Here is a 24,754-nt window from a genome sequence, read left to right on the forward strand (position 1 = left end):
GGGGTGCGGCGTCGCGGCGGGGTGCGGCGTCGCCGGCCCGCCGGCCACGAGCACGTCGGTGGTGGCCAGGTCGGCGGGCGCCTTCGAGCCCGAGGGCCTGTTCGGGGCCGCGGGATCTTCCGCGACCGCGGGATCTTCCGCGGCGGCCGGGGCGCCGGAACCGGTACGAGCCTTCGGTACCGCGGGGCCTTCCTTGGCCGCCGGGGCGCCGGAACCGGCGGCGCGGGCCTCCAGGGCGACGATGAACGCGTCGAGCGCGAAGTCCACGGCCGTCTCGTTGTAACCGCCCAGCTTGACGCCGAACTTGGCCTCGCGGATCTCGTTCGGCGTGATCGGCCGCTCGGCGGCGGGGCCGGACGCGAGCGTCCGCTCGATCCTGCGGATCAGTTCGTCGACCTGGCCGGGGTCATAGCCCAGCCGCACGGCCATGACGCGTGGAAAGCGATTCACCCACTCCTCCGGGCCCTCTGCGAAACCTGTCCATTCTGTCCGTACGGCGATTCTGTCGGTACGCCGATCACAAAAGCGATACCTGGTGATCGCCCGATCCCCAGACGTGACCCGAAATATGCAGATAGGCTCGGGAATCTATGCGGGTCGCCGATCTCTCCTTTCGCTATGGACGACGGGAGCCCTGGGTCCTCGCCGGCGTGGACATGACCCTCGGCGCGGGCGACGTCGTCGAGATCGTGGGCCCGAACGGCACCGGGAAGTCCACCCTCCTGCGCCTTCTCGCGGGACTCCTGCGGCCCGTCCGTGGAGCGGTCGAGGACCGTCCGCCCGTCGTCGGGTACGCCCCGGAGCGCTTCCCCGCGGCCCAGCCGTTCACCGTGGCCGGCTACCTGCGGCACATGGCCGCGATCAGGAAGGTCGCGCCGGGGGACGTCGGCGAGTGGACCGACCGGCTCGGCATGGACCAGCTGCTGGGGCAGCGGCTGCCCGACCTGTCCAAGGGCAGCGCCCACAAGGTCGGGCTCGCCCAGGCCCTCCTGTGCCGCCCCGGGCTGCTCGTCCTCGACGAGCCGTTCGCCGGACTCGACGCGGCGACCCGCGCCGAACTGCCCGTCGTCATCGCCGAGGTGTCCGCCAGGGGCGGCACCGTGGTGGTCAGCGACCATCAGGGCGACCTGCGGGGCCTTCCGGGCATGCGCCGCTACGAGGTCGCGGACAGGTCGGTGCGGGAGGCCGCGGCGGGGACCGGTCCGGAGCCGGAGCGGCTCGCCGTCCTGGAGGTCGACGTCCCGGCGTCCGAGGCCGCCCGGCTGGCCCGCCGTCTCCGCGCGGACGGCTACACGGTGCGGACCGGCCTCGCGCCCTCCGTCCCCGTTTCCGGTGAGCGGGACGCCCCGGACGTCCGGGACCTCGGGGCCTCCGACGTCGGCGACTCCAGGGTCGGCCCCCGGTCCGGGGAGGCGTCGTGATCGCCCTGGTCCGGTTCCGGATCGCCGGGTACGCCCGGTCGCACCGGGCGCTGCAGCCCCTCATCGGGCTGCTGCCGCTGCTCGCCATCCTGTACGCGACGCCGGTGCCGCCGGGCCAGGAGCTCGGCGCGGCGGCCGACTCGGCGGGCATCCTGATCCCGGTGTTCGCCTGGGCGGCGCGCGGACTGCTCGACAGCGAGCCCGACGAGCAGCGGATGATCTCCATCGTCGCCGCCGGTCGCGCCGAGCTCGTGAGCGGCCTGCTCGCCGCCTTCGCGTACGACCTCGTGCTGGCCGCCGTCTCCGAGGTCGCCCTGCTGGCCCGGCTCGCCGGGAGCCCGACGGCGGGTCAGGTGGCGCTGGGCGTGGCCCTGCACCTGTTCTCGGTCGTGGCCGGGATCACCCTGGGCGCCCTGACCAGCCGCCCCATCCTTCCCTCGCCGGCCGTCTCGACCATCGTCCTGATCGCCGGATATCTCGCGACGTTGATGGTCAGCGCGTCGAGCGTCCACTGGCTGAGCGTCCCGGTCATGACGTGGATGCGGGACGCGCACCACGGCCTGCTCGAGTCCCGTCTCCCCTCGCTGGCCGCCGAGTCGCTCCTGTGGCCCGCCGCCGGGCTGGCCGCCTACGCCTGGCTTCGCCGTACGCGTCCCTGAACCGGGCCGCGACGCTCCCCGGGAGGGGGATCGAGCCGCAAGGAGGCGGGGGTCGCGGCGGGATCGGCCGTCAGGAGGCGGGGGTCGCGGCGGCGAGCTGGCCGCAGGCGCCGTCGATCTCGCGGCCCCGGGTGTCGCGCACGGTGACGGCGACGCCGTGGGACTCCAGACGGCGGACGAAGGCCCGCTCGTCCTCCGGCCGGGAGGCGGTCCACTTCGAGCCCGGCGTGGGGTTGAGCGGGATGAGGTTGACGTGGACGAGCTTGCCCTTGAGCAGGCGTCCGAGCAGGTCGGCCCGCCACTCCTGGTCGTTGATGTCCTTGATCAGGGCGTACTCGATCGACACCCGGCGCTTTGTCTTGGCCGCGTACCGCCAGGCCGCCCCGAGCACCTCCGACACCTTGTGGCGGGTGTTGATCGGCACGAGCGTGTCGCGGAGCTCGTCGTCGGGGGCGTGGAGCGAGAGGGCCAGCGTGACCGGCAGTCCCTCGTCGGCCAGCTTCTCGATGGCGGGCACCAGGCCGACGGTCGACACGGTCACGCCGCGGGCGGAGATGCCCAGCCCCTCGGGCGCGGGGTCGACGAGGCGGCGGACGGCGCCGACGACGGCCTTGTAGTTGGCCATCGGCTCGCCCATGCCCATGAAGACGACGTTGGTGATCCGGCCGGGCCCGCCGGGGACCTGCCCCGCGGCCAGGGCCCGGGCCCCGGCGACGACCTGCTCGACGATCTCGGCGGTGGACATGTTCCGGGTCAGGCCGGCCTGGCCGGTGGCGCAGAAGGGGCAGTTCATGCCGCAGCCGGCCTGGGAGGAGACGCACATCGTGACCCGGTCGGGGTAACGCATGAGGACCGACTCGACGAGGGAGCCGTCGAACAGCTTCCACAGCGTCTTACGGGTGGTGCCGCCGTCACAGGTGATCTCCCGTACGGAGGTCAGGAGGGGCGGCATGAGCTGCGCGACCAAGCGCTCCCGGGTGTCTCCGGGCAGGTCGGTCATCTGCTCGGGGGTCTCGGTGAGCCGGGCGAAGTAGTGGCGTGAGAGCTGGTCGGCGCGGAACGGCTTCTCCCCCAGCTCGGCCACGGCGGCCCGCCGCTCGGCCATCGTGAGGTCGGCCAGATGGCGCTGGGGCTTGCCCCGCCGCGGCGCAACCAACGTCAGCTGCCCGGCCTTCGGCTGCTCGCTCACGCAAAACCCTTCCCATCTCCTGACCGCGTGCTCTTAACGATCGCGGCCGGCGGCTTTACATTCTGGTTCGGCGGTCTAATCCCGGAGGTAGATGTGGACGTCTCTGTGGTCCTCACCAGCCCCAACCCTTACGGGAGCCGCACGTTGACAATCGAATCCGACCGGGCGTCCTCCGTAGCTTACCTTCGGGACGCCAGGGGGACCGTCCACGGAGCCGTCTGGCTGGCCAACCACGCCCCGGCCCCGGCGGCCGTCGACCTGGCGAGGGCCAACGCCGGCCTTCCACCGCTGATGCCGGCCTCCGGGACCCGGCACCCCGCGGGCACGCCGCCCCTCGACCCGGCGACGCTGTCGGTGCTGTGGTTCGAGGAGGGCGACGGCGTCGCCCTGTACGAGAACGACGATCTCCTGGCCGTCATTCCGGGATGGGCCGACATGGCCCGCGGCATGCCGGGCTACGCGAGGGACGCCGCCGGGGAGTCGCCGTTCGCCTGGTCGCTGGGCGAGGCGCTGGAGGGGCTCGCCCCGAGGGTGGCGAAGGCGCGGGCGTACTGGCAGTGGCGGCAGGCGGAGGGTAGCTGGGCGTCGTTCCAGCAGTTCGTGATGGGGCATCTGGACAGCAGGGTCGGGCCGCCGGGCCGCTACTGGGACGTCGGAGGCGACCGGCTCCCCCTCGTCGGGGTGAGCGAGCGGCCCTACCGGGGCTACACGGTCCTGTCCACGGTGGGGATGAGCTGCCAGCGGATGCCGACGGCCGAGCTGTACGACACGGCCTGCCGGGTCGAGCTCGCGGTGGCGACGCGCCAGGACCCGAGGGTGGCGGCCCGGCTGTTCGCCTGGCTGGCGCAGTACCCATGGCGGTCGGTGACCTGGCTGGGGCACGGGCACACGGCCCGGTGGTTCCAGCGGCCGGGAACGTTCCCCTTGGACGGCGGCCACCAAGGGGTGATCATGCTGGCGGATCCGCCGGGGATGCCGGACATGTCCGGCTTTTTGTTCGGGGGCGACTCCGTGCGGTGGCTGTGGCTCATCCCGCTCACCGACACCGAGCTCCGGGTCGTGGCGGACCAGGGGCACGAGGTGATCAGCGAGCGGCTGGCCGTGCACAGCCGGATCTAGACGGTCAGCGGACCGGCACGAGGAGTGTCAGCAGCAGCCAGACCGGGACGAGCGTGAAGAGCAGCGAGTCGAGCCGGTCCATGACGCCGCCGTGGCCCGGCAGCAGGCTGCCCATGTCCTTGATGCCGAGATCGCGCTTGATGACCGACTCGATCAGGTCGCCGAGCGTCGCGCAGACGACCCCGGCGGCGCCGATCAGGGCGCCCTGCCAGTAGCCGACGTCCAGCAGGAAGTGGACGAGTAACGACCCGCCGACGACGCAGGCGAGGGCGGACCCGGCGAAGCCCTCCCAGGTCTTCTTCGGGCTGATCAGCGGCGACATCCGGTGCCGGCCGAACAGGATGCCGGCGAAGTAGCCGCCGATGTCGCTGCACACGGTCACGGCGATGAAGACGATGACCCTGTCGGCGCCTTCCTCCGGCGACAGCAGCAGCGGGACGAACCCGGCGAGCAGGGCGGGATAGGCCGCGATGAACAGGGCGGCCGTGGCGTCCCGGACGTATCCCTCGGCGCCCTGGAACATCCGCCAGGTCAGCAGGACCATCACGGTCACGGCGAACGCGCCGACGAGGAAGGCCGTCCCGCCCCAGTAGGGACCGACGACCATGGCGGCGAGACCGGCGAGCAGCGGGACGAGCGGCACCCGGATGCCACGGGAGGCGAGGGCCCTGGCCAGCTCGTGGACGCCGAGCCCGACCGCGGCCATGACGACGGCGAGGAACGCCAGCTTCACCACGTACAGCGAGCCGATGACGACCACGCCGAGCGCGACGCCGACCGCGACGGCCGCCGGCAGGTTGCGGCCCGTACGGCTCCCGCCGCCGGGCCCGCCCGAGGACCCGCTCACGCGATCACCCCCCGGCACCGCGGATGGCCCGGCCGCGTCACCGGCGTCGGCCGGCCCGTGCCCGTTGCCCGACGCCCCGGCGGCGCTCTTCGCCGAGTTCCGGTCGCCAGCCGTTCCGTCCACAGCGTCCACTCCCTGTATACGCGTGATCCTTGCGCCGCCCTGTCCACACAGTGCGGCACAAGGATCACGGTCGTGCCGTCCGGCCCTGCCGGGGACCCTCCCCCGGCGCCGGGTCATCAGACCTCGAGAAGCTCGGCTTCCTTGTGCTTCAGCAACTCGTCGATCTTCGCGACGTGCTTCTGGGTGAGGTCGTCGAGCTCCTTGACCGCCCGGTGGACCTCGTCCTCGCCGACCTCGCCGTCCTTGACGAGCTTGTCGAGGACCTCCTTGGCGTGACGCCTGATGTTCCGCACGGAGACACGGCCGCTCTCCGCCTTGTTGCGGGCCACCTTGATGTACTCCTTGCGGCGCTCCTCCGACAGCTCGGGGAACACGACGCGGATGACCGCGCCGTCGTTGCCGGGGTTGACGCCGAGGTCGCTGTCGCGGATGGCCCTCTCGATGGCGTTCAGCGAGCCCTTGTCGTACGGCTGGACCAGCACCATGCGCGCCTCGGGCACATGGAAGGACGCGAGCTGCTGGATGGGCGTGGGCGACCCGTAGTAGTCCACGCTGATCTTGCTGAACATCGAGGGGGTGACGCGGCCGGTGCGGATGCTCGCGAAGTCGTCCTTGGCGACCGTCACCGCCTTGTCCATCTTCTCCTCGGCCTCGAGGAGGGTTTCGTCGATCACTGCGGCTCCCTATTTCCCTGCCGGACTCACCAGCGTGCCGATCTTCTCACCGCGGACCGCCCGCAGGATGTTGCCCTCGCCCATGAGATCGAAGACCACGATGGGCAGGCCGTTGTCCATGCACAGGCTGATCGCGGTGGCGTCCATGACCCCGAGACCCCGCGTCAGGACCTCACCGTACTCGAGCTGGTCGAACCGCACAGCGTCCGGATTCTTCCGGGGGTCGGAGTCGTACACGCCGTCGACCTGCGTGCCCTTCAGCAGCGCCTCCGCGCCGATCTCCAGTGCGCGCTGGGCGGCGCAGGTGTCGGTCGAGAAGAACGGCGAGCCGAGCCCGGCGCCGAAGATGACCACGCGGCCCTTCTCCAGGTGGCGGATCGCCCGCCGCGGCAGGAACGGCTCCGCGACCTGCTGCATCGTGATCGCCGTCTGCACGCGGGTGTCGATGCCGCGCTTCTCGAGGAAGTCCTGCAGGGCGAGGCAGTTGATGACCGTCCCGAGCATGCCCATGTAGTCGGCGCGGGCGCGGTCCATGCCCCGCTCCGACAGGGCCGCGCCGCGGAACATGTTGCCGCCGCCGACGACGACCGCCACCTGAACGCCCTCGCGGACGGCCTCGGCGACGGAGTCGGCGAGCTGGGCCACGACGAGCGGGTCGATCCCGAGCGACTCGCCGCCGGCGAACGCCTCACCGGACAGCTTCAGCATCACCCGCTTCCAGCGCAGCGGCCCGTCGTACGACGAAGCCGCCGGCGTGGCGGGTCTGGTGTTCTCCTGCACGGCGGCGGCCTCCTCGGATATAAGTGCGGGTCAGAGCTCCTGGCTGTAAGCCTAAGCCTGGCCGACCTTGTAGCGGGTGAAGGCCAGGACCTTGACGCCGGCCTCGTCCGCCACCTTCGCGATCGTCTTCTTGTTGTCCTTCACGAAGGCCTGCTCCAGCAGCGTGAAGTCCTTGTACCAGCCGTTGACCCGGCCGTCGACGATCTTCGGGATGGCGCCCTCGGGCTTGCCCTCCTCGCGGGTCATCTGCTCGAACACCGACCGCTCCTTCTCGATGACGTCGGCCGGCACCTCGGCGGGGCTGAGGTACTTGGGCGCCATCGCGGCGGCGTGCTGGGCGATGTCCTTGGCGACCTCGGCGTTCGGCTTGTCCAGCTGGACGAGCACGCCGACGGTCGGCGGGAGCTGCGGGTCGGTCTTGTGCATGTAGGACGTGATGAAGCCGCCCTCGAGGAGGGAGAACCGGCGGATCTCGATCTTCTCGCCGAGCGCCGCGTTGGCCTCGTCGAGGAGCTCCTTGACCGTCTTGCCGTCGACCTGCGACTCGAGCAGGGTCGGCACGTCGGCGGGCCGGCTCGCCACGATGTGGGCGACGATCTCGCCCGCGAGCTGCTGGAACCGCTCGTTCTTGGCGACGAAGTCGGTCTCGCAGTTGACCTCGAGCAGAGCGGCGAGCGAGTCACCCTCGTGCTTGACGGCGACGAGGCCGTTCGAAGCGGTGCGGGCCTCGCGCTTGCCGACGTCCTTGGCGCCCTTGACGCGGAGGATGTCGACGGCCTTCTCGAAGTCGCCCTCGGCCTCCTCAAGCGCCTTCTTGCAGTCCATCATGCCGGCGGCGGTCAGCTCGCGAAGCCGCTTGACGTCGGCCATGTTCACGGAAGCCATGTCCAAATTCCTCTTCGGGACCCGATGCGAATCGTCGTGGCGGGCGGGCGCCGAGATCGGCGCCCGCCCGGTGAAGCCGTTGTGCTGGTGCCTGCGTCAGGCCTGCTCGCCCTGCTCCGCGGCGGGGGCCTCGGCGGCCTCGGCAGCGGGAGCCTCGGCAGCGGGGGCCTCGGCGGTCTCAGCGGCGGGGGCCTCCGCGGTCTCGCCGGCGGGGGCCTCGGCGGTCTCGCCGGAGGTGGCCTCCGCGGCGCCCTCCTCGCCGTCACCGCGCTGGAGCAGCTCGCGCTCCCACTCGGCCAGCGGCTCGGCGGCGGCGACCCCGGCCGGCTTGTCGTCGGCGCGGGCGGCGCCCGAGCGGGTCATGAGGCCGTCGGCCACGGCGTCGGCGATCACGCGGGTGAGGAGGCTGACGGCGCGGATCGCGTCGTCGTTACCCGGGATCGGGTAGTCGACCTCGTCGGGGTCGCAGTTCGTGTCGAGGATCGCGACGACCGGGATGCCGAGCTTCTTGGCCTCGTTGATCGCGATGTGCTCCTTCTTGGTGTCGACCACCCAGATGGCGCTCGGAACGCGGGCCATGTCGCGGATACCGCCGAGGGTGCGCTCCAGCTTCTCCTTCTCGCGGCGGCGCATCAGGAGCTCCTTCTTGGTGAGCCCGGACGCGGCGACGTTGTCGAAGTCGAGCTCCTCGAGCTCCTTCAGGCGCTGGAGCCTCTTGTGGACGGTCGAGAAGTTCGTGAGCATGCCGCCCAGCCAGCGCTGGTTCACGTACGGCATGCCGACCCGGGACGCCTGCTCGGCGATGGACTCCTGGGCCTGCTTCTTGGTGCCGATGAACATGATCGAGCCGCCGTGCGCGACGGTCTCCTTCACGAAGTCGTACGCACGGTCGATGAACGACAGCGACTTCTGCAGGTCGATGATGTAGATGCCGTTGCGCTCGGTGAAGATGAAGCGCTTCATCTTCGGGTTCCACCGGCGGGTCTGGTGACCGAAGTGGACGCCGCTCTCGAGCAGCTGCCGCATGGTGACGACAGGGGCCATCGTGATGGTCCTCCATGGTTGTGTGCCCCAGGAGCCCTACGGGACCCCAAGGCACGGCCTCGGTTGGACACGCGGGCCGTTTGCCCGCGCCCTGACGCCCCGGGCCGCTTTCGCCGGACATGGTCCGGACCGAGAAGGCGGCTCGTGAACGGGCGTGCGAATTCGGCCCGCTTAGCAGGCCGTCGAACAGTCTACCCGGAACCGCCCCGTCGGTTGACCGACGCGGGCCCGCCCGCCACGCCGGTCGGCCATTCGGGTGCGTGCTCCCCCTGACGTGGCGGAGGCGAGGCCCAGTGCGGGGCCGCCCCCTCGATGAGGCCCGGCGGCGTGACATAGGTGAGCTCGCCGAAGGGGCTGTCCATGACGGCCAGCACGTCGTCCGGCGACGGCTGGGGCGCGGACGCCCCGTCGGTCCTGCCGAGGGCGTCGAGCCAGCCCGCCGTACGGGCGAGCGAGACCTCGACCTGCCAGGAGCCCCCCTCGGCGGCGCGCCGGAGCAGGCCGGCGATCGCCCCGAACGCCGCCAGGTAGCCGGTGGCGTGGTCGAGCGCCTGGGCGGGCAGCGGGCACGGCCGGGTCCCGTCGCCGTTCTCGCTCGCTATCCCGGAGACCATCTGGACGAGGCTGTCGAACCCCCTCCGCCCGCCCCAGGGACCGCGCGAGCCGTACGCGGAGACGTCGACGCAGACGACCCCGGGGCGCAGCCGCGCCAGGTCGTCCGGGCCGAACCCCCGGCCGCGCAGGGCCCCCGGCCGGTAGGCCTGGACCACCACGTCGGCGCCGCGGACGAGCTCGCGCAGCGTCTCGGCCTCCGAGCGCAGGTCGACGTGGCACGACCGCTTGCCGAACGCGGTCTCCACCACCAGGCCCGGCACCTCGGGCAGGTGGGCGGCGCCGACGCGCAGAACCTCGGCGCCGTGCGCGGCCAGCGTCCGCGTGGCGACCGGCCCGGCGATGACGCGCGTCAGGTCGAGCACCCGTACCCCGGCGAGCGGCCGTCCCGGCACGTTGTCCGGCGTACTCGTCCGCGCGTCCCCGCCCTCGGCGGAGATCTTCCGGAGAGCGACGAGGGGCAGGGCGGCGACCGCCGCGGCCTGTGGATGGGCCAGCCACTCGGCCCTGCTCCGCATCGCGGCCGCGCACCCGCCCTCGCGTGTCACCGCTTCCTCGACGTCCACCGCCGTACGGCTCTCGCATCCTCGGGCCACTTCACCCTCGGCGGCCCCCGGCGGAAGGCCGAGGGCCCGCAGGGCGGCGTCCCGGTGATGGTCGAAGTTGCAGTGGAGCCTGACCCAGCCGTCGCTCGTGCGGTAGTCGCCGGACAGGGGCGCCCAGGAGACGGACGGGACGCCGTCGACCCGGAAGTGCCGCTCGCTTTGGAAGGCCAGGGCGGCGTGCCGCACGTCGACCGCCACCTCCGGCGAGCCCGGCCCGCCGCACGTGGACCAATGGGCGGCAGCGGCGGCGGTCACCGCGCCGACCGAGGCCGCGGCGAGGGCGCCGAGCCGGTACACGGACGGCAACACCGGATCCCCGCCGCTCACCCGGACACCGGGCAGCGCGACCCCCACCGCGTCGCCGAGCGCTGAGATGAGCTCGGGCACGGAGCGCGCGCTCCCGTCCTCGACCTCCACTGCCGGCCTCTCGATCATCGCCGCCTCCTCATGCCCCGTCGCGAGGGGTCTCCTACGCCTGTTTCTCGCGGGCCTCGGCCAGTATCCCCGCGCGGTCCGGTCCACGAAGACGCACCCCGGCAGCCTGTGGATAACCCGGTTGTCCACAGAACGCGATTCGGCCGATCGGCGCCGTGGACCGCCCGGCGATCGTCTCCGGCGGAGGTGGTCCCATGGCCGCGAAAGATCGACTGGGCAGACACGGCGAGCAACTGGCCGCCGACTTTCTCGAGGCGGCGGGCGTTCGCATCCTCGCCCGCAACTGGCGCTGCGCCGAGGGCGAGATCGACATCGTGGCGCGTGACGGCAACGCGCTGGTCGTCGTGGAGGTGAAGACCAGGTCGGGCCGCAGCCACGGCACGGCGTTCGAAGCGGTGACGCAGGGCAAGCTGCTGCGCCTGCGGTCGCTGGCGGGGCGCTGGCTCGCGTCCCAGACGGAGAGGTTCGACTCGATCAGGGTCGACGTGATCGCGCTGGAGCGGTTCGCGGGCGACTTCTCGCTCCGCCACGAGCGCGGGGTGGTCTGACGTGGCCGTGGCCCGCACCCGCTGCGTCGCGCTCGTGGGCGTGACCGGACGGATCGTGGAGATCGAGGCCGACGTGGGGCCGGGCGTTGCCGGCACCCACTTCATCGGCCTCCTCGACACCGCCATCAGCGAGGCGCGCGGCAGGGTGCGGTCGGCTCTGATCAACAGCCGGTTCTCGTGGCCGGACGCGCGGGTGACCGTGAGCCTGTTCCCCGCGAGCCTGCCCAAACGCGGGTCGATGTTCGACCTCGCCATCGCGATCGCCGTCCTCGCCGCCGCCGGCGCGGTCCCCGCCCAGCGGGTCGCCGAACCCACGTTCCTGGGGGAGCTCGGGCTCGACGGGCGGGTCAGGCCGGTCAGGGGCGTGCTGCCCGCGGTCCTCGCGGCCGCCGAGGCGGGCGCCCGCACCGTCGTGGTCCCGTCGATCAACGCCGCCGAGGCGGCACTGGTCCCGGGGCTGACCGTGATCCCCGTGGCGACCCTCGGCGAGTTGGTGGACTGGCTCCGCTCCGGCGACCTGCACAGGCTCCCTGTCGTCGCCGAAGCGGCCGCCCTGATCGACGACGCCGCCGGCCGTTCCGCGTCCGGCCTGTCCGGAACGGCGAAGGGGGACGATCGCTGCCTCGACATGCGCGACGTCGCCGGGCAGCCGGTGGGCCGCAAGGCACTGGAGGTGTGCGCGGCGGGAGGGCACAACCTGTGGATGCTCGGCCCGCCCGGCAGCGGGAAGACGATGCTCGCCGAACGGCTGCCGACGCTGCTGCCGCCGCTCGACCCCGATCAGGCGCTGGAGGTGTCGGCCATCCACTCGGTGGCGGGCCGCCTTCCGGCGGGAAGACCGCTGCTCACCCGGCCGCCGTTCATGGCCCCGCACCACAGCGCGACGACGGCGGCCGTCGTGGGCGGCGGAAGCGGCGGCGTCGTACGGCCCGGTGCCGTGTCACTCGCCCACAGGGGCGTCCTGTTCCTCGACGAGGCGCCCGAGTTCGCGACCGCGGTGCTCGAATCCCTGCGTCAACCGCTGGAGTCGGGCACGGTGACGATCGCGCGGGCGGTCGGGACGGTCACGTTCCCGGCGAGATTCACGTTGATCCTGGCGGCCAACCCCTGCCCGTGCGGCCTCCAGGGCACCGCAGGTCATCCCTGCCGGTGCACCCCCGCCGCCCGGCGCCGTTACCTGGCCCGGCTGTCCGGCCCGCTGCTCGACCGCATCGACGTCAAGGTGCGGATCGGGCGCGCCACAAGGGCGGAGCTGCTGGCCGACCGCCACTTCGCCGAGCCGAGCGCCACGGTCGCCGCCCGCGTCCTCGACGCGCGCGACAGGGCGGCCCGGCGCCTGGCCGGCATGCCGTGGCACTGCAACGCCGACGTGTCCTCGGCCGCCCTGCACGGCGACCTCCGGGTGCCGGACAGTGCCCTGGCCCCCCTTCACCGCGGCCTCGACCTGGGGACGCTGAGCGCGCGTGGGCTCGACCGCGTCCTGCGCGTCGCCTGGACGCTCGCGGATCTCGCGGGCAAGGACCGACCGGGCGAGCCGGAGACGACGGCCGCCCTCGCCATGTGGCTGGGAGTGGAGTGATCGCCGTGATGTCCCCCGAATCCGCCGACGCCCCGGGGCTGTCCGCGGACGAGTGTCCCGTCGCCGGCACCCCGGACTCTCCGCCAGGCCAGGACCGATGCGAGGATCGGCTCGCCCGGGTCGCCCTCATGCGGATGGCGGAGGCCGGTGACCCGGTCATGGGCCGGCTGATCCGCGCCTACGGGCCGCGCGGAGCGCTCGAACAGGCCCGGCGCGGGGTGCTCGCACCGGAGTTCGTGGCAGCCGAGGAGGCCGGCGCGCCCCGGCGCAGGACCGACCTCGACCGGCTCGCCGCCTCGTGGTCGGCCCGCTACGCCGACCCCGCGGCGGACCTCGCCCAAGGGGACGAGCGGGGTGCGCGGCTCGTCATCCCCGGCGACGCGGAGTGGCCGACCCAGCTCGACGACCTCGGGGACACACGGCCCTTCGGGCTGTGGCTGGACGGCCGGGCCAACCTCCGTCTGTCCTGCCTGCGCTCGGTGGCGATCGTCGGCGCCAGAGCCGCCACGCCCTACGGGACGACCGTGGCCGCCGACCTGGCCCACGGGCTCGGCTCGCGCGGCTGGTGTGTGGTGAGCGGCGGGGCGTACGGAATCGACGGCGCGGCCCATCGAGGAGCTCTGGCCGTCCGGACGCCCACGGTCGTCGTGCTGGCCTGCGGGACGGACGTCTGCTACCCGAGCGCGCACGAGGAGCTCTTCCGGGCGGTGCGCGGACACGGCGTCGTGGTGAGCGAGTGGCCGCCGGGCTCGCATCCGACACGGCTGCGCTTCCTCGTCCGGAACCGGGTCATCGCCGCCCTGTCGCGCGGCACGGTGGTCGTCCAGGCGGCCGTCCGCAGCGGCGCGCTCAACACGGCCGCTCACGCCTCGGGCCTCAACCGGCACCTGATGGCCGTCCCCGGCCCGATCACGTCGGAGGCCTCCGCGGGCTGCCACGTGCTGATACGACAGGGCAAGGCCGTGTGCGTCACGTCGGTCGAGGAGATCGTCGAGCTGGTGGGGTCCATCGGCGACGACCTGGCCCCCGAGCAGCGAGGACAGGCCCGCCCGCACGACGCCCTCAACGACGAGACCCGGCGAGTGCTGGAAGCGATCCCGGCACGCGGGGCGGCGGGGCCCGCGGCCATAGCCGTGGCCGCAGGCGTCGATCTCACTACGGCACTCGGCTGCCTGGGTGGCCTCGCGGCGGCCGGCTTCGTTGAGGCGGCGGACCGGGGGTGGCGGCTGCGACGGCGCGGGTGACCCCCCGGCCCGTCCCCGCGGAGTCCCGTGGCTCGCCGACGGCCTGGCGTGTCCCGTCGACCATGGAAGGGCAAAGGCCTACCGTGATTCGCATGGCCTACGGCACATTCGGGATCAAGGCCGGGCACGACCGGCAAGGCACCCTGCCGAGCGGGCCCAGGACGGGGCGTTACCGCCCTACGCGACCCGCCGGTGGTCGTGGCTGGAGATGCGGTCGCGCGGGACGGGGAGGCCGGCATGGCTCCCGGGTTTGACGCCGTACGGGACGCGTTCGAACGTCACCTGCGGTTGGAGCGCGACCTGTCACCACACACGGTCAGGGCGTACCTGGGGGACCTCGCCTCGCTGCTCGCACACCTTGACGAGGCAGGGGTGGACCGGATCGAGGCGTTGACCATCACAGCCCTGCGGAAATGGCTCGGCGACCTCCACCAGGCGGGGCGGTCACGATCGACGCTCGCGAGGCGCACGGCCTTCGGGCGGGTCTTCACCGCCTTCTGCCACCGGCGTGGCTGGCTGGCCACCGACCCGGGCCTGCTCCTCGGCACCGCCAAAGCGGGGCGGAGCCTCCCCGCGGTCCTCGACCAGGCGGAGGCACGGGCTCTACTGGACGCCCGGCGGCCGGACACCGCCACCCTGGACGCCCGGCGGCCGGAAACCGCCACCCTGGACCCGCACAGGACGGACACCGCCACCCTGGACCCGCACAGGACGGACACCGCCACCCTGGACCCGCACAGGACGGACACCGCCGCCCTAGAAGCGCACAGGACGGACATCGCCGCGCTGGACGCCCCTAGACCGGACATCGTCGCGCTGGGCGCTCGACGATCCGAGCCCGCGGCCGGCATCGCCCCCATGGCGTCAGGTGATGCGGTCGCGCAGCTTGCCGGGTCCGGTTCGCCGGACGCACCTGTCACAGCACCGGAGGCGGACGACGGCGGAGAAGAGGCCGGGGCGGAAGGCCGGGGGCGCGGTCCCACGACCGGAGACCCCAAGGCCCTGCGGGATCAGGCCGTCCTCGAACTGCTATACGCCACAGGCATGCGGGTGAGCGAGTTGTGCGGCCTCGACGTGGACGACGTCGATCGGGACCGCACCACCGTCCGCGTGCTCGGCAAGGGCCGGAAGGAGCGCACGATCCCCATCGGCCGGCCGGCGCTCCACGCTCTCGACGCGTGGTGCGTCCGCGGCCGGCCGCTGTGGATCCGGGAGGGCACCGGGCCCGCGCTCTTCCTGGGGGTGCGGGGAGGCCGTATCGACCAGGGAACGGTGCGGCGCATCGTGCACGCCCGCGTCGCCGAGGTCGACGGCGCCCCCGACATGGGCCCGCACGGGCTCCGCCACACGGCCGCCACCCACCTGCTGGAGGGCGGGGCGGACCTGCGCAGTGTGCAGGAGATGCTGGGGCACGCCTCCCTCGCCACGACGCAGATCTACACACACGTGTCGATCGAGCGCCTCCGGGCGGCCTACCGCCAGGCTCACCCCCGCGCCTGACCCGCACCCCTTCATCGAAGGCCGTCCACACTCCCCCGGACTCATCCAGCCCCGTACCTCCGCTCAGTCCCGTCGCCCAGACGGCCGCGACCAGAGGGGAAGCAGGCGGACCTGGCCGGTTCCGAACAAGAGCAGGGGGTCGAGATAGAGGTCTCCCCTGAGGAGGCCGAGGTGGAGGCACGACATCGGGCAATGGCCCGTCCAGTCCTCCATGACGCCGATGACGTCACCAACAAGCACGGACTCTCCGGGTCGTACGGACGCGCGGACCGGCAGATAGGTCGTGCGCAGGCCGTCGGGATGGGCGAGGGTCACGACACCGCGTCCTGCGACACGGTCGGCGTGCAGCACGATCCCGGAACCGACGGCGCGAACCGGCTCGCCCGCCTGGGCAGCGAGGTCGACACCGCGATGGCCGGACAGCCACCGTTGTGGCGGCGGGTCGAACCGCCGTAGGACGCGAAACGGGCCGGCCGTCGGCGGGCGCCACCTCGTCGCGCCCCAGCCCGGCCGCGAGGGCCCCAGAGACGAGCCCGGCCGCGAGGGCCCCAGAGACGAGGCCGGCCGCGAGGGCCCCGGAGACGAGGACGGCGGCGCGGGCCGCCCCTCCGCCGCTGCCGAGGTGGCCACGAGGGCGGCCTGCACAAGCAACGGCTGAGCCCCAGGCGGATCCCCCGGTTCCGCCGCCCATCGGTCCCACGACTCGGGCACCAGCGGGCCTGGCTGCCGCCTCACGCGTGAGCCGGGTACGGACGCCTCCGGCACGGGATCCCCCGGCGCCTGCGGCCCAGCCGCGCGAGAACGGGGTACCGACGCCGGAGGCACAGAAACGCGTGACCGGAGATCGGGCAGAGGGGCCGACGCGGAGGCGGTCACGGCCACCAGAGCCGCCACCAGAGCCGCCAGGAGAGGCGTCGGCACCGGCGGCACGAACACAGACGTACGGATCCTCGCCGGGCTTCCCGCGGCAGCCGCCCCGGCAGCCGCCGTCCCAGACCCGGCGGACACAGACCCGAACACAGACCCGGCGAACAGAGACCATCGAAGACGCATGCCCCGACGATGCGGCACCGCCCCGACGCCCCGACCTGCCGAACCCCATTCTGGGGATGACGGCCACACGTCCACCCGGACCGGGGCCGCGGCAGGCACGACCCGCCGCGGACCGCATGCTCAGCTGGAGAAGCCCTCCTTGGGCATCTCGAGGTCGGGCTTGGCCAGCTCCTCGATGTTGACGTCCTTGAACGTCACCACCCGGACGTTCTTCACGAACCTGGCCGGCCGGTACATGTCCCAGACCCAGGCGTCCTGCATCTTCACGTCGAAGAAGACGTCGCCGTTCTCCGCGGTGCGGACGTCGAGGTCCACGGAGTTGGTGAGGTAGAAGCGCCTCTCGGTCTCCACGACGTAGGTGAACAGCCCGACCACATCGCGGTACTCCCGGTAGAGCTGCAGCTCCATCTCGGTCTCGTACTTTTCGAGATCTTCCGCGCTCATCCCGGTCCTCCTTCTCCGCTTCCCGTCGAGATCGCCCGTTCAGACGACACCGGCACCGACCTCATTCTCGCGCATGTCCCCATCCTGCCCCGTCCACGGGCTCACGTCCGGGATCTGCGACCCACGAGTCACCCTGGCCACCGTCACGAACGAGAACCGATGATGGGGGCTCGGTCCGTGCAGGGCCAAAGCCCGTCGATGCGCCGGAGTGACGTAGCCCTTGTGCTCGGCGAAGCCGTACTGCGGGTAGAGGCCGTCGAGGCCGTGCATCATCCGGTCCCTGGTGACCTTGGCCACGATGGAGGCGGCGGCGACGCAGGCGGCCACCTGGTCGCCCTTCCAGACGGCCAGCGAGGGCGCGGGGAGCCCGGCCACCGGGAAGCCGTCGGTGAGGACGTATCCGGGGACGATGCCCAAACCCGCGACCGCGCGGCGCATGCCGGCGACGTTGCACTTGTGCAGCCCCCGGGCGTCGATCTCCTCGGGCGGGATCACGACGACGCTGACGGCCCTGGCCGTGGCCGAGATCCGCTCGTACAGACGCTCCCGTACCGCCTCGGTGAGCAGCTTCGAGTCGCTCAGCCCGTCGATGTCGCGGCCGAGGACGACCGAGGCGACGACCAGCGGCCCGGCGCACGCACCCCGTCCGGCCTCGTCCACCCCGGCGACCGGGGTGAACCCCCGCCGGGCCAGGGCTCGCTCGTAGCCGTAGAGTCCCGAGTCCCGCCGTACGACGCTGGGACGCGGGCGATAGGCAGCTGTCATGACGACAAGCAGATTACGCCCCATTCCGGGCCGGCGATACGGCCGGAAGCGCCCCGGACGGCAAAGCACCTGGTCAGATCAGTGGACGGCGCTGAAAGTCTCCGGCGGGGACAGCCACGACAGGCGGGACAGCGGCCAGTAGCGCGCGAAGGCCCGTCCGATCACGTCGTCCTCGGAGACCGTGCCGTAGTGGCCGTCGTCCAGGAACGCCCGCGAGTCGAGCGAGTTGCTCCGGTTGTCGCCCATCAGCCAGAGCCGGCCCTGGGGCACCTTCACCTCGAACTGGCGGCCCGACGGGTAGACGCCCGGGTAGAGGTACTTGTTCTCCTCGTCGAGGGGCGTGCCGTTCACCGTGATGCGGCGCTGGGCGTCGCAGCACTTGACCACGTCGCCGCCGACGCCGATGACGCGCTTGATCGTGTCCTCGCCGTCCCAGCCCTTGAAGACGACGATGTCGCCCCGGTCGACCGAGCCGAAGGTGAACGCCAGCTTGTTGACCATGACGCGGTCGTTGATCAGCAGCGTCTTCTCCATCGACTCCGACGGGATGTAGAACGACTGCAGGACGAACGCGTGCACGAGCAGCGCGACCACGATGCCGCCGAGCGTGAACAGCAGCGTGTCGCGGAATCCGGAGGTCTTCTTGGCCGGTGCCTCGGCCGTCTCCATGGCCGTTACCGCCCGGCCGGGCGCCTGCGCGGCCTCAGCCGGCGGCCGAGGGCCACCAGCGGCACCGCTCCGGCGAAGCCCGCGACCAGCGGCGCGGCCCCCGAGGCGACCGCGAGGGCGGGCTGGGCGAAGGTGTCCGGGATCGGCAGGATCGTGGCCCGGTCGAACGGCCAGACGATGACGAACGCCCGGCCCACCACCTTGTCCGCGGGGATCGTGCCGCCGCCCGGGTCGCCCTGGTGCGAGCGGGAGTCGAGCGAGACCGAGCGGTGGTCGCCCATCACCCACAGCCGGCCGGGCGGCACCGTGACCTCGAACTCGCGGCCGGACGGGGTGTCGCCCGGATACAGGTACGACTTCTCGTCCAGCGGCACGCCGTTGACGGTGATCCGGCCCTTGGGGTCGCAGCACTTGACCTTGTCGCCGGGGATCCCGATGACGCGCTTGATGTAGTCCTTCTCGCCGGGGACCATCCCGAACGCCGTCCCGACCCAGCGAAGCGCCCCCGCGACCGGGTTGGACGGCGGCTCGATCTGGACCTCGGGGTCCCAGGAGTCGAGACCGGAGAACACCACGATGTCGCCGCGCGTGATGTCGCGGACGTGGTAGACGAGCTTGTTGACCAGCACCCTGTCGTTGACGAGCAGCGTGTCCTGCATCGACTCCGAGGGGATGTAGAACGCCTGGACCACGAAGGACTTGATCAGCAGGGCGAGGGCGAGGGCGACCACGATCAGCACGGGAAGCTCCCGCCAGAACGAGCCCTTCTTACCGCCGCCCTCGGCGGCCTGCTTGACGTCTTCGGCGACCACGTCCACCCCGTCCTCGGCGGGGACGGCGCCCGCCGAACCCCGCTCGTCGCTAACCAACGCTGCTGAGCCTAAATGATGTCCCCGGCGCTCAGGGCCGGGGACGCGGCATCCCCGTGAAAAGAAAGTGGCCCGCGCCGTACGGCACGGGCCACGACGCCTGCCGCCCTTACTTGGCGGCCGGCAGCGCCTCGCGCTTCTCGCGGATACGGGCGGCCTTGCCGCGCAGGTCACGCATGTAGTAGAGCTTGGCGCGGCGGACGTCGCCACGGGTCACGACGGTGATCTTCTCGATCACCGGGCTGTGGACGGGGAAGGTGCGCTCGACGCCGACGCCGTAGCTGACCTTGCGGACCGTGAACGTCTCACGGATGCCGCCGCCCTGACGGCGCAGGACGAAGCCCTTGAACACCTGGATACGGGACCGGTTGCCCTCGACCACGCGGACGTGGACCTCCAGCGTGTCGCCCGGGCGGAAGGCCGGTACGTCGCTGCGGAGCGCAGCCTTCTCGATCTCCTGGATCTGCGTGTGCATCGCGGCGGTTCCTCGCTCACATGAGCACGCGGAGGTCCACCCGGCCGAACCCGTGGCTCGGCGACGAGGGGGACACGCGCGCTTGGCTTGATACGTCTGGTCTGCTGCGCCTGGGCCGGGCCTCGCCCGGACACACGGAAGAGGGCAGCAGCGATTCAGTCTGCCATATCTTCCGGCCCGGCGCGAAACGCACCGGCGACCCCGCCCTCGTCGGCGCCCACGGCACCGGCCTCCCCAGCGCTCACCGCCTCGCCCTCCACGGCGGCCTCCGCGCCCTCGGCCTCCACAGTGCCCGCCGCCCGGGACTCTTCAGCGGCCTCGCCCTCGGCCTCGCCGTAAGCCGGCCCGCCGTCCGCCAGGCCCTGCTCGTGCCGCCGGCTCTCCTCGTACTCCTCGACGACCCGCCGGTCGTGCTTGTCGAGGTCCTCCCGGCCCAGCCGGTCGATCAGTTCGGGACGCTTCTCGAGCGTACGGCGAAGGGCCTGGTCACGCCGCCAGCGGGCGATCCTGCCGTGGTGGCCCGACAGCAGGACCTCGGGCACCTCGTGCCCACGCCAGACGGGCGGCTTCGTGTAGACCGGGCCCTCCAGCAGGTTGGCCATCGCACCCGGGGCGAAGGAGTCGTCGGCGACGGAACGGGCGTTGCCGAGCACCCCCGGCAGCAGCCGCCCGACGGCCTCCACGATCACCAGGACGGCGGCCTCGCCGCCCGCCAGGACGTAGTCGCCGATGCTCACCTCGTCGGCCCGCAGGCGGGAGCCGTACTCGGCGACGACCCGGGAGTCGATGCCCTCGTAGCGGGCCGGCGCGAACAGCAGCCACGGCTCCTTGGCGTACTCCAGGGCGACCTCCTGCGTGAACGGCCGCCCGCTGGGAGTGGGGACGACCATGCGCGGCAGCGCCCGGGGGTCGGCATCCGGCGCGGACCGGCCCGACGCGATGACCGCGTCGACGGCCTCGCCCCAGACCTCCGGCTTCATCACCATGCCCGGCCCGCCGCCGTACGGCGTGTCGTCGACCGTCTTGTGGACGTCGTGCGTCCAGTCGCGCAGCTGGTGGAGCCGGATGTCGAGGATGCCCCGCTCGCGCGCCTTGCCCATCAGGGAGACGTCGAGGGGGGCGAAGTACTCGGGGAAGATCGAGATGATGTCGACGCGCATCGGACCCCGCCCCTACTCCGCCTCACCGAGGTCGAGCAGGCCGGGCGGGGGATCGACCACGAGTAAGCCCTTGCCCAGGTCGACCTCGGGGACCAGCGCCTTCACGAACGGCACGTACGCCTCGTCGCGGCCGGGACGGCGCACGACGAGCAGGTCCTGGCCGTGGTGGAGGACGTCGGAGACCTCCCCCACGCGCACGCCCTCGGACGTCACGACGGCGAGGCCGATGAGCTGGTGGTCGTGGAACTCGTCGGGGTCGTCGCCAAGCGGGATGTCGGCGGAGTCGACGACGAGCAGCGTGCCGCGCAGGGCCTCGGCCGCGTCGCGGCCGGCCACGCCGTCGAGGGTCAGCAGCAGGATCCCCTTGTGCCAGCGGGCGCGCTCGACCGTGAGCGGGCCGGCGCCGGCCGGGTCGGTCGCCAGGGTCGCGCCGGGCGCGAAGCGCCGGTCGGGCTCGTCGGTGCGCACCTCGACCGTGACCTCGCCCCGCACGCCGTGCGGGCGGCCGATCCTGCCAACCACAAGCTGCACTTCTCGCCTTCCCAATGCGGCACGTCCCGGAAAAAGCACCGGGGGACCCCCGTACGAGGGCCCCCCGGTCATGAGGTTCTGCTCAGCGGACCTCGTCCATGTCGACCAGGTCGATACGCACGTACTTGCCGTTCGACAGGGCGTTGACGACGGTGCGCAACGCCCTGGCCGTACGGCCGCCGCGGCCGATGACCTTGCCGAGGTCCTCGGGGTGGACCCGAACCTCGAGAACGCGCCCGGTGCGGATGCGCCGAGCCCGGACCCGGACGTCGTCGGGATGCTCGACGATGCCCTTAACCAGGTGCTCGAGGACTTCCTCGAGCACCTCAGGCCTCGCCTTCCGGCTTCTCCTCGGCGGCGGCCGGGGCCTCGGCGGTCTCGTCGGCCTTGGCCGGCTTCCTGGCCTTCTTCGGCGTCGTCGCGGCGCCGGCGCTGTCGCTGGACAGCGTCTCGCGGGCGGCGGCCTCGTAGGCGGCGTGGCGGTCGGGCTTGGGCTCGGCCACCAGGAGCGGGGTCGCGGGAGCGGCCTCGCCCTTGAACTTCTGCCAGTCGCCGGTCAGCTTGAAGATCTTGAGGACCGGGTCGGTCGGCTGGGCGCCGACGCCGAGCCAGTACTGCGCCCGCTCGGAGTTCACCTCGATGCGCGAGGGGTTCTCCTTCGGGTGGTACAGGCCGATCTCCTCGATCGCACGGCCGTCACGCTTGCTGCGGGCGTCGGCGACGACGATGCGGTACTGCGGGTTGCGGATCATCCCGAGCCGCTTGAGCTTGATCTTGACTGCCACGGGTGTGGTCTCTCCTGCTTCAGAGCGTGGGTGAGCGGTGTCTCATCGAGTGGGGCACGATGGGAGCCCGCCCGAGGGACAGGCGCGACCGGCGGGGGTGAGAGGGCACCCGCATGGCCACGATGTTCCAGCCTGACATTCTGCCAGATGATTCCGTGTGCTCGGCCAAGGGAGGCTCCCGGAACGGCGTGGTTTCCGTACCGATGCCGTCTTCCCCCCGGACCTCCCCCGCCGCCGGCCCGAACCGGCGACGCCTTTTGCGCGTCCAAACGGGCATGGAACGAACCACGAGCAGGACCCGCCTCGCCGCGGCCGCCGCGCTGGCGCTGGTGACGGCCGCCTGCGCCTCCCCCATCCCCTCGGCCCACGCGGGAGCGGCGGGCTCCGCCCGGGCCGGAGCCGTCGCGCAGGGGGGAGCCCCCACGGCGACGGCCTCCGAGACGGACGAGACCACCGTACGCGCCGCGTCGTCCGGAGCGTCGGCGGCGCGCTGCCGCACGACCGGGCTGAAGGCGCGGGTCGACCGGGTGGACGCGGGCGCCGGCCAGCGCTACGCGCCGCTCGTCCTCACCAACACCTCGTCGAAGACCTGCTGGGTGTACGGCTTCGTCGGGCTCATCATGATCGACGGGCACGGCGACGCCCTGCGCACCCGGACGCGCCGGGAGAGCGTGCGGCCCCACCGCGTGACGCTGCGGCCCGGGGCGAGCGCCCACGCGCGGCTCCACTGGACCGAGATCCCGACCGGGAGCGAGACCCGGTGCCCCGCCTCCGCCCGGCTGATGGTCATCCCGCCGGACGAGGTGGCGCACCTGGAGATCCCGTTCACCGCCCGCCCGTGCGACGACGGCAGGATCGACGTCACCCCCATGGCGGCGGGGGCGACGATCTAGCCCTTACTTCTGGCCGGGGAGCTTCAGCTTCGAGGGGTCGAACCCGGGCGGAAGCTCCAGGCCGGGAGGCAGCTGGCCGCCTCCGAGGTTGCCGAGCGCCCCCTTCGGGACCTTCGGGGCGTCGGACGCGCCGGCGGACTTGCCGAGCGCCGCCTTGCGGGGGTCGCCGCTGACCCGGCGGCCCTTCTTGGCCTTCTGCGCCTTCTGGTTCTTGCGGCCGCCCGGCATGCCGGGGATGCCCATGCCCTGGGTCATGCGGCGCATCATCTTCTGCGCCTCGAAGAAGCGGACCACGAGGTTGCTGACCTCGGTGACCGTTACTCCGGAGCCGGTGGCGATGCGGGCCCGCCGGGAGCCGTTGATGATCTTGGGGTCCTGCCGCTCCCCCGGGGTCATCGAGCGGATGATGGCGGCGATGCGGTCGAGGTCGCGGTCGTCGACCTGGTTGAGCTGGTCGCGCATCTGCCCCATGCCGGGCATCATGCCCAGCAGGTTCTTGATGGGGCCCATGCGGCGGACCATCATCATCTGCTCGAGGAAGTCCTCCAGCGTGAAGCCGTCGCCCGAGACGAGCTTGCCCGCCATCTTGGCGGCCTCCTGCTCGTCGAACGTCTTCTGCGCCTGCTCGATCAGGGTGAGGATGTCGCCCATGTCGAGGATCCGGCCGGCCATGCGGTCCGGGTGGAAGGCGTCGAAGTCGGCCAGCTTCTCGCCCGTGGAGGCGAACATGATGGGCCGGCCGGTGACGTGGCGCACCGACAGGGCCGCGCCGCCGCGGGCGTCGCCGTCGAGCTTGGTGAGCACGACGCCGTCGAAGCCCACGCCGTCCATGAACGCGCGGGCCGTGCCCACCGCGTCCTGGCCGATCATGGCGTCGACCACGAACAGGACCTCGTCGGGGCTGATCGCGTCACGGATGTCCGCGGCCTGCTTCATCAGCTCCTGATCGATGCCGAGGCGGCCGGCGGTGTCGACGATGACGATGTCGTGCTGCTGGCGCCGGGCGTGGTCCACCGAGTCGCGGGCCACCGCGACCGGGTCGCCGACGCCGTTGCCGGGCTCGGGCGCGAAGACGGCGACCTCGGCCCGCTCGGCCATCACGGCCAGCTGCTGCACCGCGTTGGGCCGCTGGAGGTCGCAGGCGACGAGCAGCGGGGCGTGTCCCTGGTCGCGCAGCCACTTGGCCAGCTTGCCGGCGAGGGTGGTCTTGCCGGAGCCCTGGAGGCCGGCCAGCATGATCACAGTCGGGGGGGTCTTGGCGTAGCGCAGCCGCCGCGTCTCGCCGCCCAGGATCTCGATCAGCTCGTCGTTGACGATCTTCACGACCTGCTGGGCGGGGTTCAGCGCCTGGGACACCTCGGCGCCGCGGGCGCGCTCCTTGACCCGGGCCACGAAGTCCTTGACGACCGGCAGCGCGACGTCTGCCTCGAGCAGCGCGATGCGGATCTCGCGGCAGGTCGCGTCGATGTCGGCGTCGGAAAGCCTGCCCTTGGACCGTAGGGAGGAGAAGACCGAAGTCAGCCGGTCGGAAAGCGTCTCGAACACGTGTATGGCCAGCCTCGAAGCGAGTGGACGGGTCGGTGAACCAGTTTCCCAGCCTATCCGCCCGTACGCCTCGCGCGCCCGAGCCGTGACGGGACGTTCCCCGTCACCGGCCCCGGCGGCGTCGCGTCACCGCGCGCCGACATGGGTGGTCAGGGCGTGCTCGACGAGCGTGATGAGCGTGCTCTTCACCGACTCGCGCAGTCGCGCGTCGGTGCGGACGATCGGCACGTGGGGCGAGAGGGTGAGGGCCTCCCTCAGCTCGTCCTCGCCATGGGTGTACTGGCCGTCGAACCCGTTGACG

26 protein-coding genes and 3 pseudogenes are annotated in these 24,754 nt (G+C 72.3%); 9 read left to right on the forward strand and 20 right to left on the reverse strand.

All coding sequences use genetic code 11. The annotated features are described in order from the left end of the window. Positions 1-450 (reverse strand): DivIVA domain-containing protein (locus MPTA5024_RS20885; RefSeq protein ID WP_157099617.1); only part of this gene is annotated, 450 nt, incomplete at its 3' end. Between the two features lie 206 nt (positions 451-656). Here MPTA5024_RS20885 and MPTA5024_RS20890 point away from each other — a divergent pair. Both MPTA5024_RS20890 and MPTA5024_RS20895 read left to right on the forward strand, forming a co-directional pair. Next, a complete protein-coding gene (locus MPTA5024_RS20890; protein WP_232326633.1) occupies positions 657-1,421 on the forward strand; it encodes an ABC transporter ATP-binding protein in 765 nt (254 codons plus the stop codon). Next, on the forward strand, positions 1,418-2,080 hold the full coding sequence (locus tag MPTA5024_RS20895) for a hypothetical protein (RefSeq protein WP_051458469.1): 663 nt from the start codon (positions 1,418-1,420) through the stop codon (positions 2,078-2,080). The genes MPTA5024_RS20890 and MPTA5024_RS20895 overlap by 4 nt, the downstream gene beginning before the upstream one ends. Before the next feature lie 70 nt (positions 2,081-2,150). Here the strand turns inward: MPTA5024_RS20895 and rlmN are convergent, their stop codons facing one another. Continuing rightward, on the reverse strand, positions 2,151-3,269 hold the full coding sequence (gene rlmN / locus MPTA5024_RS20900) for a 23S rRNA (adenine(2503)-C(2))-methyltransferase RlmN (RefSeq protein WP_036327143.1): 1,119 nt from the start codon (positions 3,267-3,269) through the stop codon (positions 2,151-2,153). Between the two features lie 144 nt (positions 3,270-3,413). Between rlmN and MPTA5024_RS20905 the strand changes: the two genes are divergently transcribed. Continuing rightward, positions 3,414-4,388, forward strand: coding sequence for a suppressor of fused domain protein (locus MPTA5024_RS20905; RefSeq protein WP_232326581.1), 975 nt, complete (start codon positions 3,414-3,416; stop codon positions 4,386-4,388). A 4-nt stretch (positions 4,389-4,392) separates the two neighbouring features. On the opposite strand, the gene MPTA5024_RS20910 is transcribed toward MPTA5024_RS20905, so the two are convergent. The 6 genes from MPTA5024_RS20910 to MPTA5024_RS20935 form a co-directional block, all read right to left on the reverse strand. Next, on the reverse strand, positions 4,393-5,235 hold the full coding sequence (locus MPTA5024_RS20910) for a phosphatidate cytidylyltransferase (protein ID WP_036328908.1): 843 nt from the start codon (positions 5,233-5,235) through the stop codon (positions 4,393-4,395). Between the two features lie 239 nt (positions 5,236-5,474). Next, entirely contained in the window at positions 5,475-6,032 is a 558-nt protein-coding gene (gene frr, locus MPTA5024_RS20915) for a ribosome recycling factor (RefSeq protein WP_036327149.1), read from the reverse strand. Positions 6,033-6,041: 9 nt separating this feature from the next. After that, complete coding sequence (gene pyrH / locus MPTA5024_RS20920; protein WP_372445018.1) at positions 6,042-6,740, reverse strand: UMP kinase; 699 nt, start codon at positions 6,738-6,740, stop codon at positions 6,042-6,044. Positions 6,741-6,863: 123 nt separating this feature from the next. Further along, positions 6,864-7,697, reverse strand: a complete 834-nt coding sequence (gene tsf / locus MPTA5024_RS20925; protein ID WP_036327155.1) for a translation elongation factor Ts — start codon at positions 7,695-7,697, stop codon at positions 6,864-6,866. A gap of 96 nt (positions 7,698-7,793) precedes the next feature. After that, positions 7,794-8,741 carry a 30S ribosomal protein S2 gene (rpsB, locus tag MPTA5024_RS20930; protein ID WP_036327157.1) on the reverse strand — a complete coding sequence of 316 codons (948 nt, stop codon included), beginning with the start codon at positions 8,739-8,741 and terminating at the stop codon, positions 7,794-7,796. A gap of 191 nt (positions 8,742-8,932) precedes the next feature. Then, positions 8,933-10,393: a CoA transferase gene (locus MPTA5024_RS20935; protein WP_051458470.1), complete on the reverse strand. Its 1,461-nt coding sequence runs from the start codon at positions 10,391-10,393 to the stop codon at positions 8,933-8,935. 194 nt (positions 10,394-10,587) lie between these two features. Between MPTA5024_RS20935 and MPTA5024_RS20940 the strand changes: the two genes are divergently transcribed. The 5 genes and pseudogenes from MPTA5024_RS20940 (at position 10,588) to MPTA5024_RS44675 (ending at position 15,264) form a co-directional block, all read left to right on the forward strand. Further along, positions 10,588-10,941: a YraN family protein gene (locus MPTA5024_RS20940; protein ID WP_036327159.1), complete on the forward strand. Its 354-nt coding sequence runs from the start codon at positions 10,588-10,590 to the stop codon at positions 10,939-10,941. Between the two features lies 1 nt (position 10,942). Next, entirely contained in the window at positions 10,943-12,520 is a 1,578-nt protein-coding gene (locus MPTA5024_RS20945) for a YifB family Mg chelatase-like AAA ATPase (protein ID WP_036327161.1), read from the forward strand. Between the two features lie 8 nt (positions 12,521-12,528). Continuing rightward, a complete protein-coding gene (dprA, locus tag MPTA5024_RS20950; RefSeq protein ID WP_084369989.1) occupies positions 12,529-13,764 on the forward strand; it encodes a DNA-processing protein DprA in 1,236 nt (411 codons plus the stop codon). A 237-nt stretch (positions 13,765-14,001) separates the two neighbouring features. Then, positions 14,002-14,265 (forward strand): annotated as a pseudogene (locus MPTA5024_RS43665) (site-specific integrase); the annotation flags it as partial. A 165-nt stretch (positions 14,266-14,430) separates the two neighbouring features. Then, a complete protein-coding gene (locus MPTA5024_RS44675) occupies positions 14,431-15,264 on the forward strand; it encodes a tyrosine-type recombinase/integrase (RefSeq protein ID WP_442922091.1) in 834 nt (277 codons plus the stop codon). A gap of 63 nt (positions 15,265-15,327) precedes the next feature. Here MPTA5024_RS44675 and MPTA5024_RS43675 read toward each other — a convergent pair whose 3' ends face one another. The 10 genes and pseudogenes from MPTA5024_RS43675 to rpsP form a co-directional block, all read right to left on the reverse strand. Then, the gene (locus tag MPTA5024_RS43675) at positions 15,328-16,317 is read right to left on the reverse strand and encodes a M23 family metallopeptidase (protein ID WP_157099618.1); all 990 of its coding nucleotides are present in this window, start codon (positions 16,315-16,317) and stop codon (positions 15,328-15,330) included. 120 nt (positions 16,318-16,437) lie between these two features. Beyond that, positions 16,438-16,761 (reverse strand): DUF2469 domain-containing protein, encoded by a 324-nt coding sequence (locus MPTA5024_RS20970; protein ID WP_036327164.1) that lies wholly within the window; start codon positions 16,759-16,761, stop codon positions 16,438-16,440. A gap of 39 nt (positions 16,762-16,800) precedes the next feature. Further along, positions 16,801-17,526, reverse strand: a complete 726-nt coding sequence (locus tag MPTA5024_RS20975) for a ribonuclease HII (RefSeq protein ID WP_036327175.1) — start codon at positions 17,524-17,526, stop codon at positions 16,801-16,803. A 78-nt stretch (positions 17,527-17,604) separates the two neighbouring features. After that, positions 17,605-18,195 carry a signal peptidase I gene (lepB, locus tag MPTA5024_RS20980; protein WP_036327177.1) on the reverse strand — a complete coding sequence of 197 codons (591 nt, stop codon included), beginning with the start codon at positions 18,193-18,195 and terminating at the stop codon, positions 17,605-17,607. A 5-nt stretch (positions 18,196-18,200) separates the two neighbouring features. Next, positions 18,201-19,064 carry a signal peptidase I gene (gene lepB / locus MPTA5024_RS20985; protein ID WP_036327180.1) on the reverse strand — a complete coding sequence of 288 codons (864 nt, stop codon included), beginning with the start codon at positions 19,062-19,064 and terminating at the stop codon, positions 18,201-18,203. 109 nt (positions 19,065-19,173) lie between these two features. Further along, positions 19,174-19,539 carry a 50S ribosomal protein L19 gene (gene rplS / locus MPTA5024_RS20990; RefSeq protein WP_036327183.1) on the reverse strand — a complete coding sequence of 122 codons (366 nt, stop codon included), beginning with the start codon at positions 19,537-19,539 and terminating at the stop codon, positions 19,174-19,176. A gap of 389 nt (positions 19,540-19,928) precedes the next feature. After that, a pseudogene (gene trmD, locus MPTA5024_RS20995) lies at positions 19,929-20,699 on the reverse strand (tRNA (guanosine(37)-N1)-methyltransferase TrmD); the annotation flags it as partial. 12 nt (positions 20,700-20,711) lie between these two features. Continuing rightward, on the reverse strand, positions 20,712-21,230 hold the full coding sequence (rimM, locus tag MPTA5024_RS21000) for a ribosome maturation factor RimM (RefSeq protein WP_036327186.1): 519 nt from the start codon (positions 21,228-21,230) through the stop codon (positions 20,712-20,714). Between the two features lie 82 nt (positions 21,231-21,312). Beyond that, complete coding sequence (locus MPTA5024_RS21005; RefSeq protein WP_036327189.1) at positions 21,313-21,555, reverse strand: RNA-binding protein; 243 nt, start codon at positions 21,553-21,555, stop codon at positions 21,313-21,315. A gap of 1 nt (position 21,556) precedes the next feature. Then, the gene (gene rpsP, locus MPTA5024_RS21010; RefSeq protein WP_036327191.1) at positions 21,557-22,015 is read right to left on the reverse strand and encodes a 30S ribosomal protein S16; all 459 of its coding nucleotides are present in this window, start codon (positions 22,013-22,015) and stop codon (positions 21,557-21,559) included. 275 nt (positions 22,016-22,290) lie between these two features. Here rpsP and MPTA5024_RS21015 point away from each other — a divergent pair, with 275 nt between their 5' ends. Then, positions 22,291-22,908, forward strand: coding sequence for a DUF4232 domain-containing protein (locus tag MPTA5024_RS21015; protein ID WP_051458473.1), 618 nt, complete (start codon positions 22,291-22,293; stop codon positions 22,906-22,908). 3 nt (positions 22,909-22,911) lie between these two features. On the opposite strand, the gene ffh is transcribed toward MPTA5024_RS21015, so the two are convergent. Together ffh and MPTA5024_RS21025 are read right to left on the reverse strand one after the other, a co-directional pair. Next, positions 22,912-24,453 (reverse strand): signal recognition particle protein, encoded by a 1,542-nt coding sequence (gene ffh, locus MPTA5024_RS21020; protein ID WP_036327193.1) that lies wholly within the window; start codon positions 24,451-24,453, stop codon positions 22,912-22,914. Positions 24,454-24,579: 126 nt separating this feature from the next. Further along, positions 24,580-24,754 (reverse strand): annotated as a pseudogene (locus MPTA5024_RS21025) (ATP-binding protein); the annotation flags it as partial.

It is taken from the genome of Microbispora sp. ATCC PTA-5024 (assembly GCF_000511135.2).
Classification (GTDB): Bacteria; Actinomycetota; Actinomycetes; order Streptosporangiales; family Streptosporangiaceae; genus Microbispora; species Microbispora corallina.

What these genes read in the sequence shown, in the direction of transcription:
- MPTA5024_RS20940 (WP_036327159.1), top strand. Translation starts at nt 10,588, where the DNA reads ATGGCCGCGAAAGATCGACTGGGCAGACACGGCGAGCAACTGGCCGCC.
- MPTA5024_RS20975 (WP_036327175.1), bottom strand. Translation starts at nt 17,526, where the DNA reads ATGACAGCTGCCTATCGCCCGCGTCCCAGCGTCGTACGGCGGGACTCG.
- rplS (WP_036327183.1), bottom strand. Translation starts at nt 19,539, where the DNA reads ATGCACACGCAGATCCAGGAGATCGAGAAGGCTGCGCTCCGCAGCGAC.
- dprA (WP_084369989.1), top strand. Translation starts at nt 12,529, where the DNA reads ATGTCCCCCGAATCCGCCGACGCCCCGGGGCTGTCCGCGGACGAGTGT.
- tsf (WP_036327155.1), bottom strand. Translation starts at nt 7,697, where the DNA reads ATGGCTTCCGTGAACATGGCCGACGTCAAGCGGCTTCGCGAGCTGACC.
- MPTA5024_RS20935 (WP_051458470.1), bottom strand. Translation starts at nt 10,393, where the DNA reads ATGATCGAGAGGCCGGCAGTGGAGGTCGAGGACGGGAGCGCGCGCTCC.
- rpsB (WP_036327157.1), bottom strand. Translation starts at nt 8,741, where the DNA reads ATGGCCCCTGTCGTCACCATGCGGCAGCTGCTCGAGAGCGGCGTCCAC.
- MPTA5024_RS21015 (WP_051458473.1), top strand. Translation starts at nt 22,291, where the DNA reads ATGGAACGAACCACGAGCAGGACCCGCCTCGCCGCGGCCGCCGCGCTG.
- MPTA5024_RS20970 (WP_036327164.1), bottom strand. Translation starts at nt 16,761, where the DNA reads ATGAGCGCGGAAGATCTCGAAAAGTACGAGACCGAGATGGAGCTGCAG.
- MPTA5024_RS43675 (WP_157099618.1), bottom strand. Translation starts at nt 16,317, where the DNA reads ATGCGTCTTCGATGGTCTCTGTTCGCCGGGTCTGTGTTCGGGTCTGTG.
- MPTA5024_RS20890 (WP_232326633.1), top strand. Translation starts at nt 657, where the DNA reads ATGACCCTCGGCGCGGGCGACGTCGTCGAGATCGTGGGCCCGAACGGC.
- lepB (WP_036327177.1), bottom strand. Translation starts at nt 18,195, where the DNA reads ATGGAGACGGCCGAGGCACCGGCCAAGAAGACCTCCGGATTCCGCGAC.
- pyrH (WP_372445018.1), bottom strand. Translation starts at nt 6,740, where the DNA reads ATGCTGAAGCTGTCCGGTGAGGCGTTCGCCGGCGGCGAGTCGCTCGGG.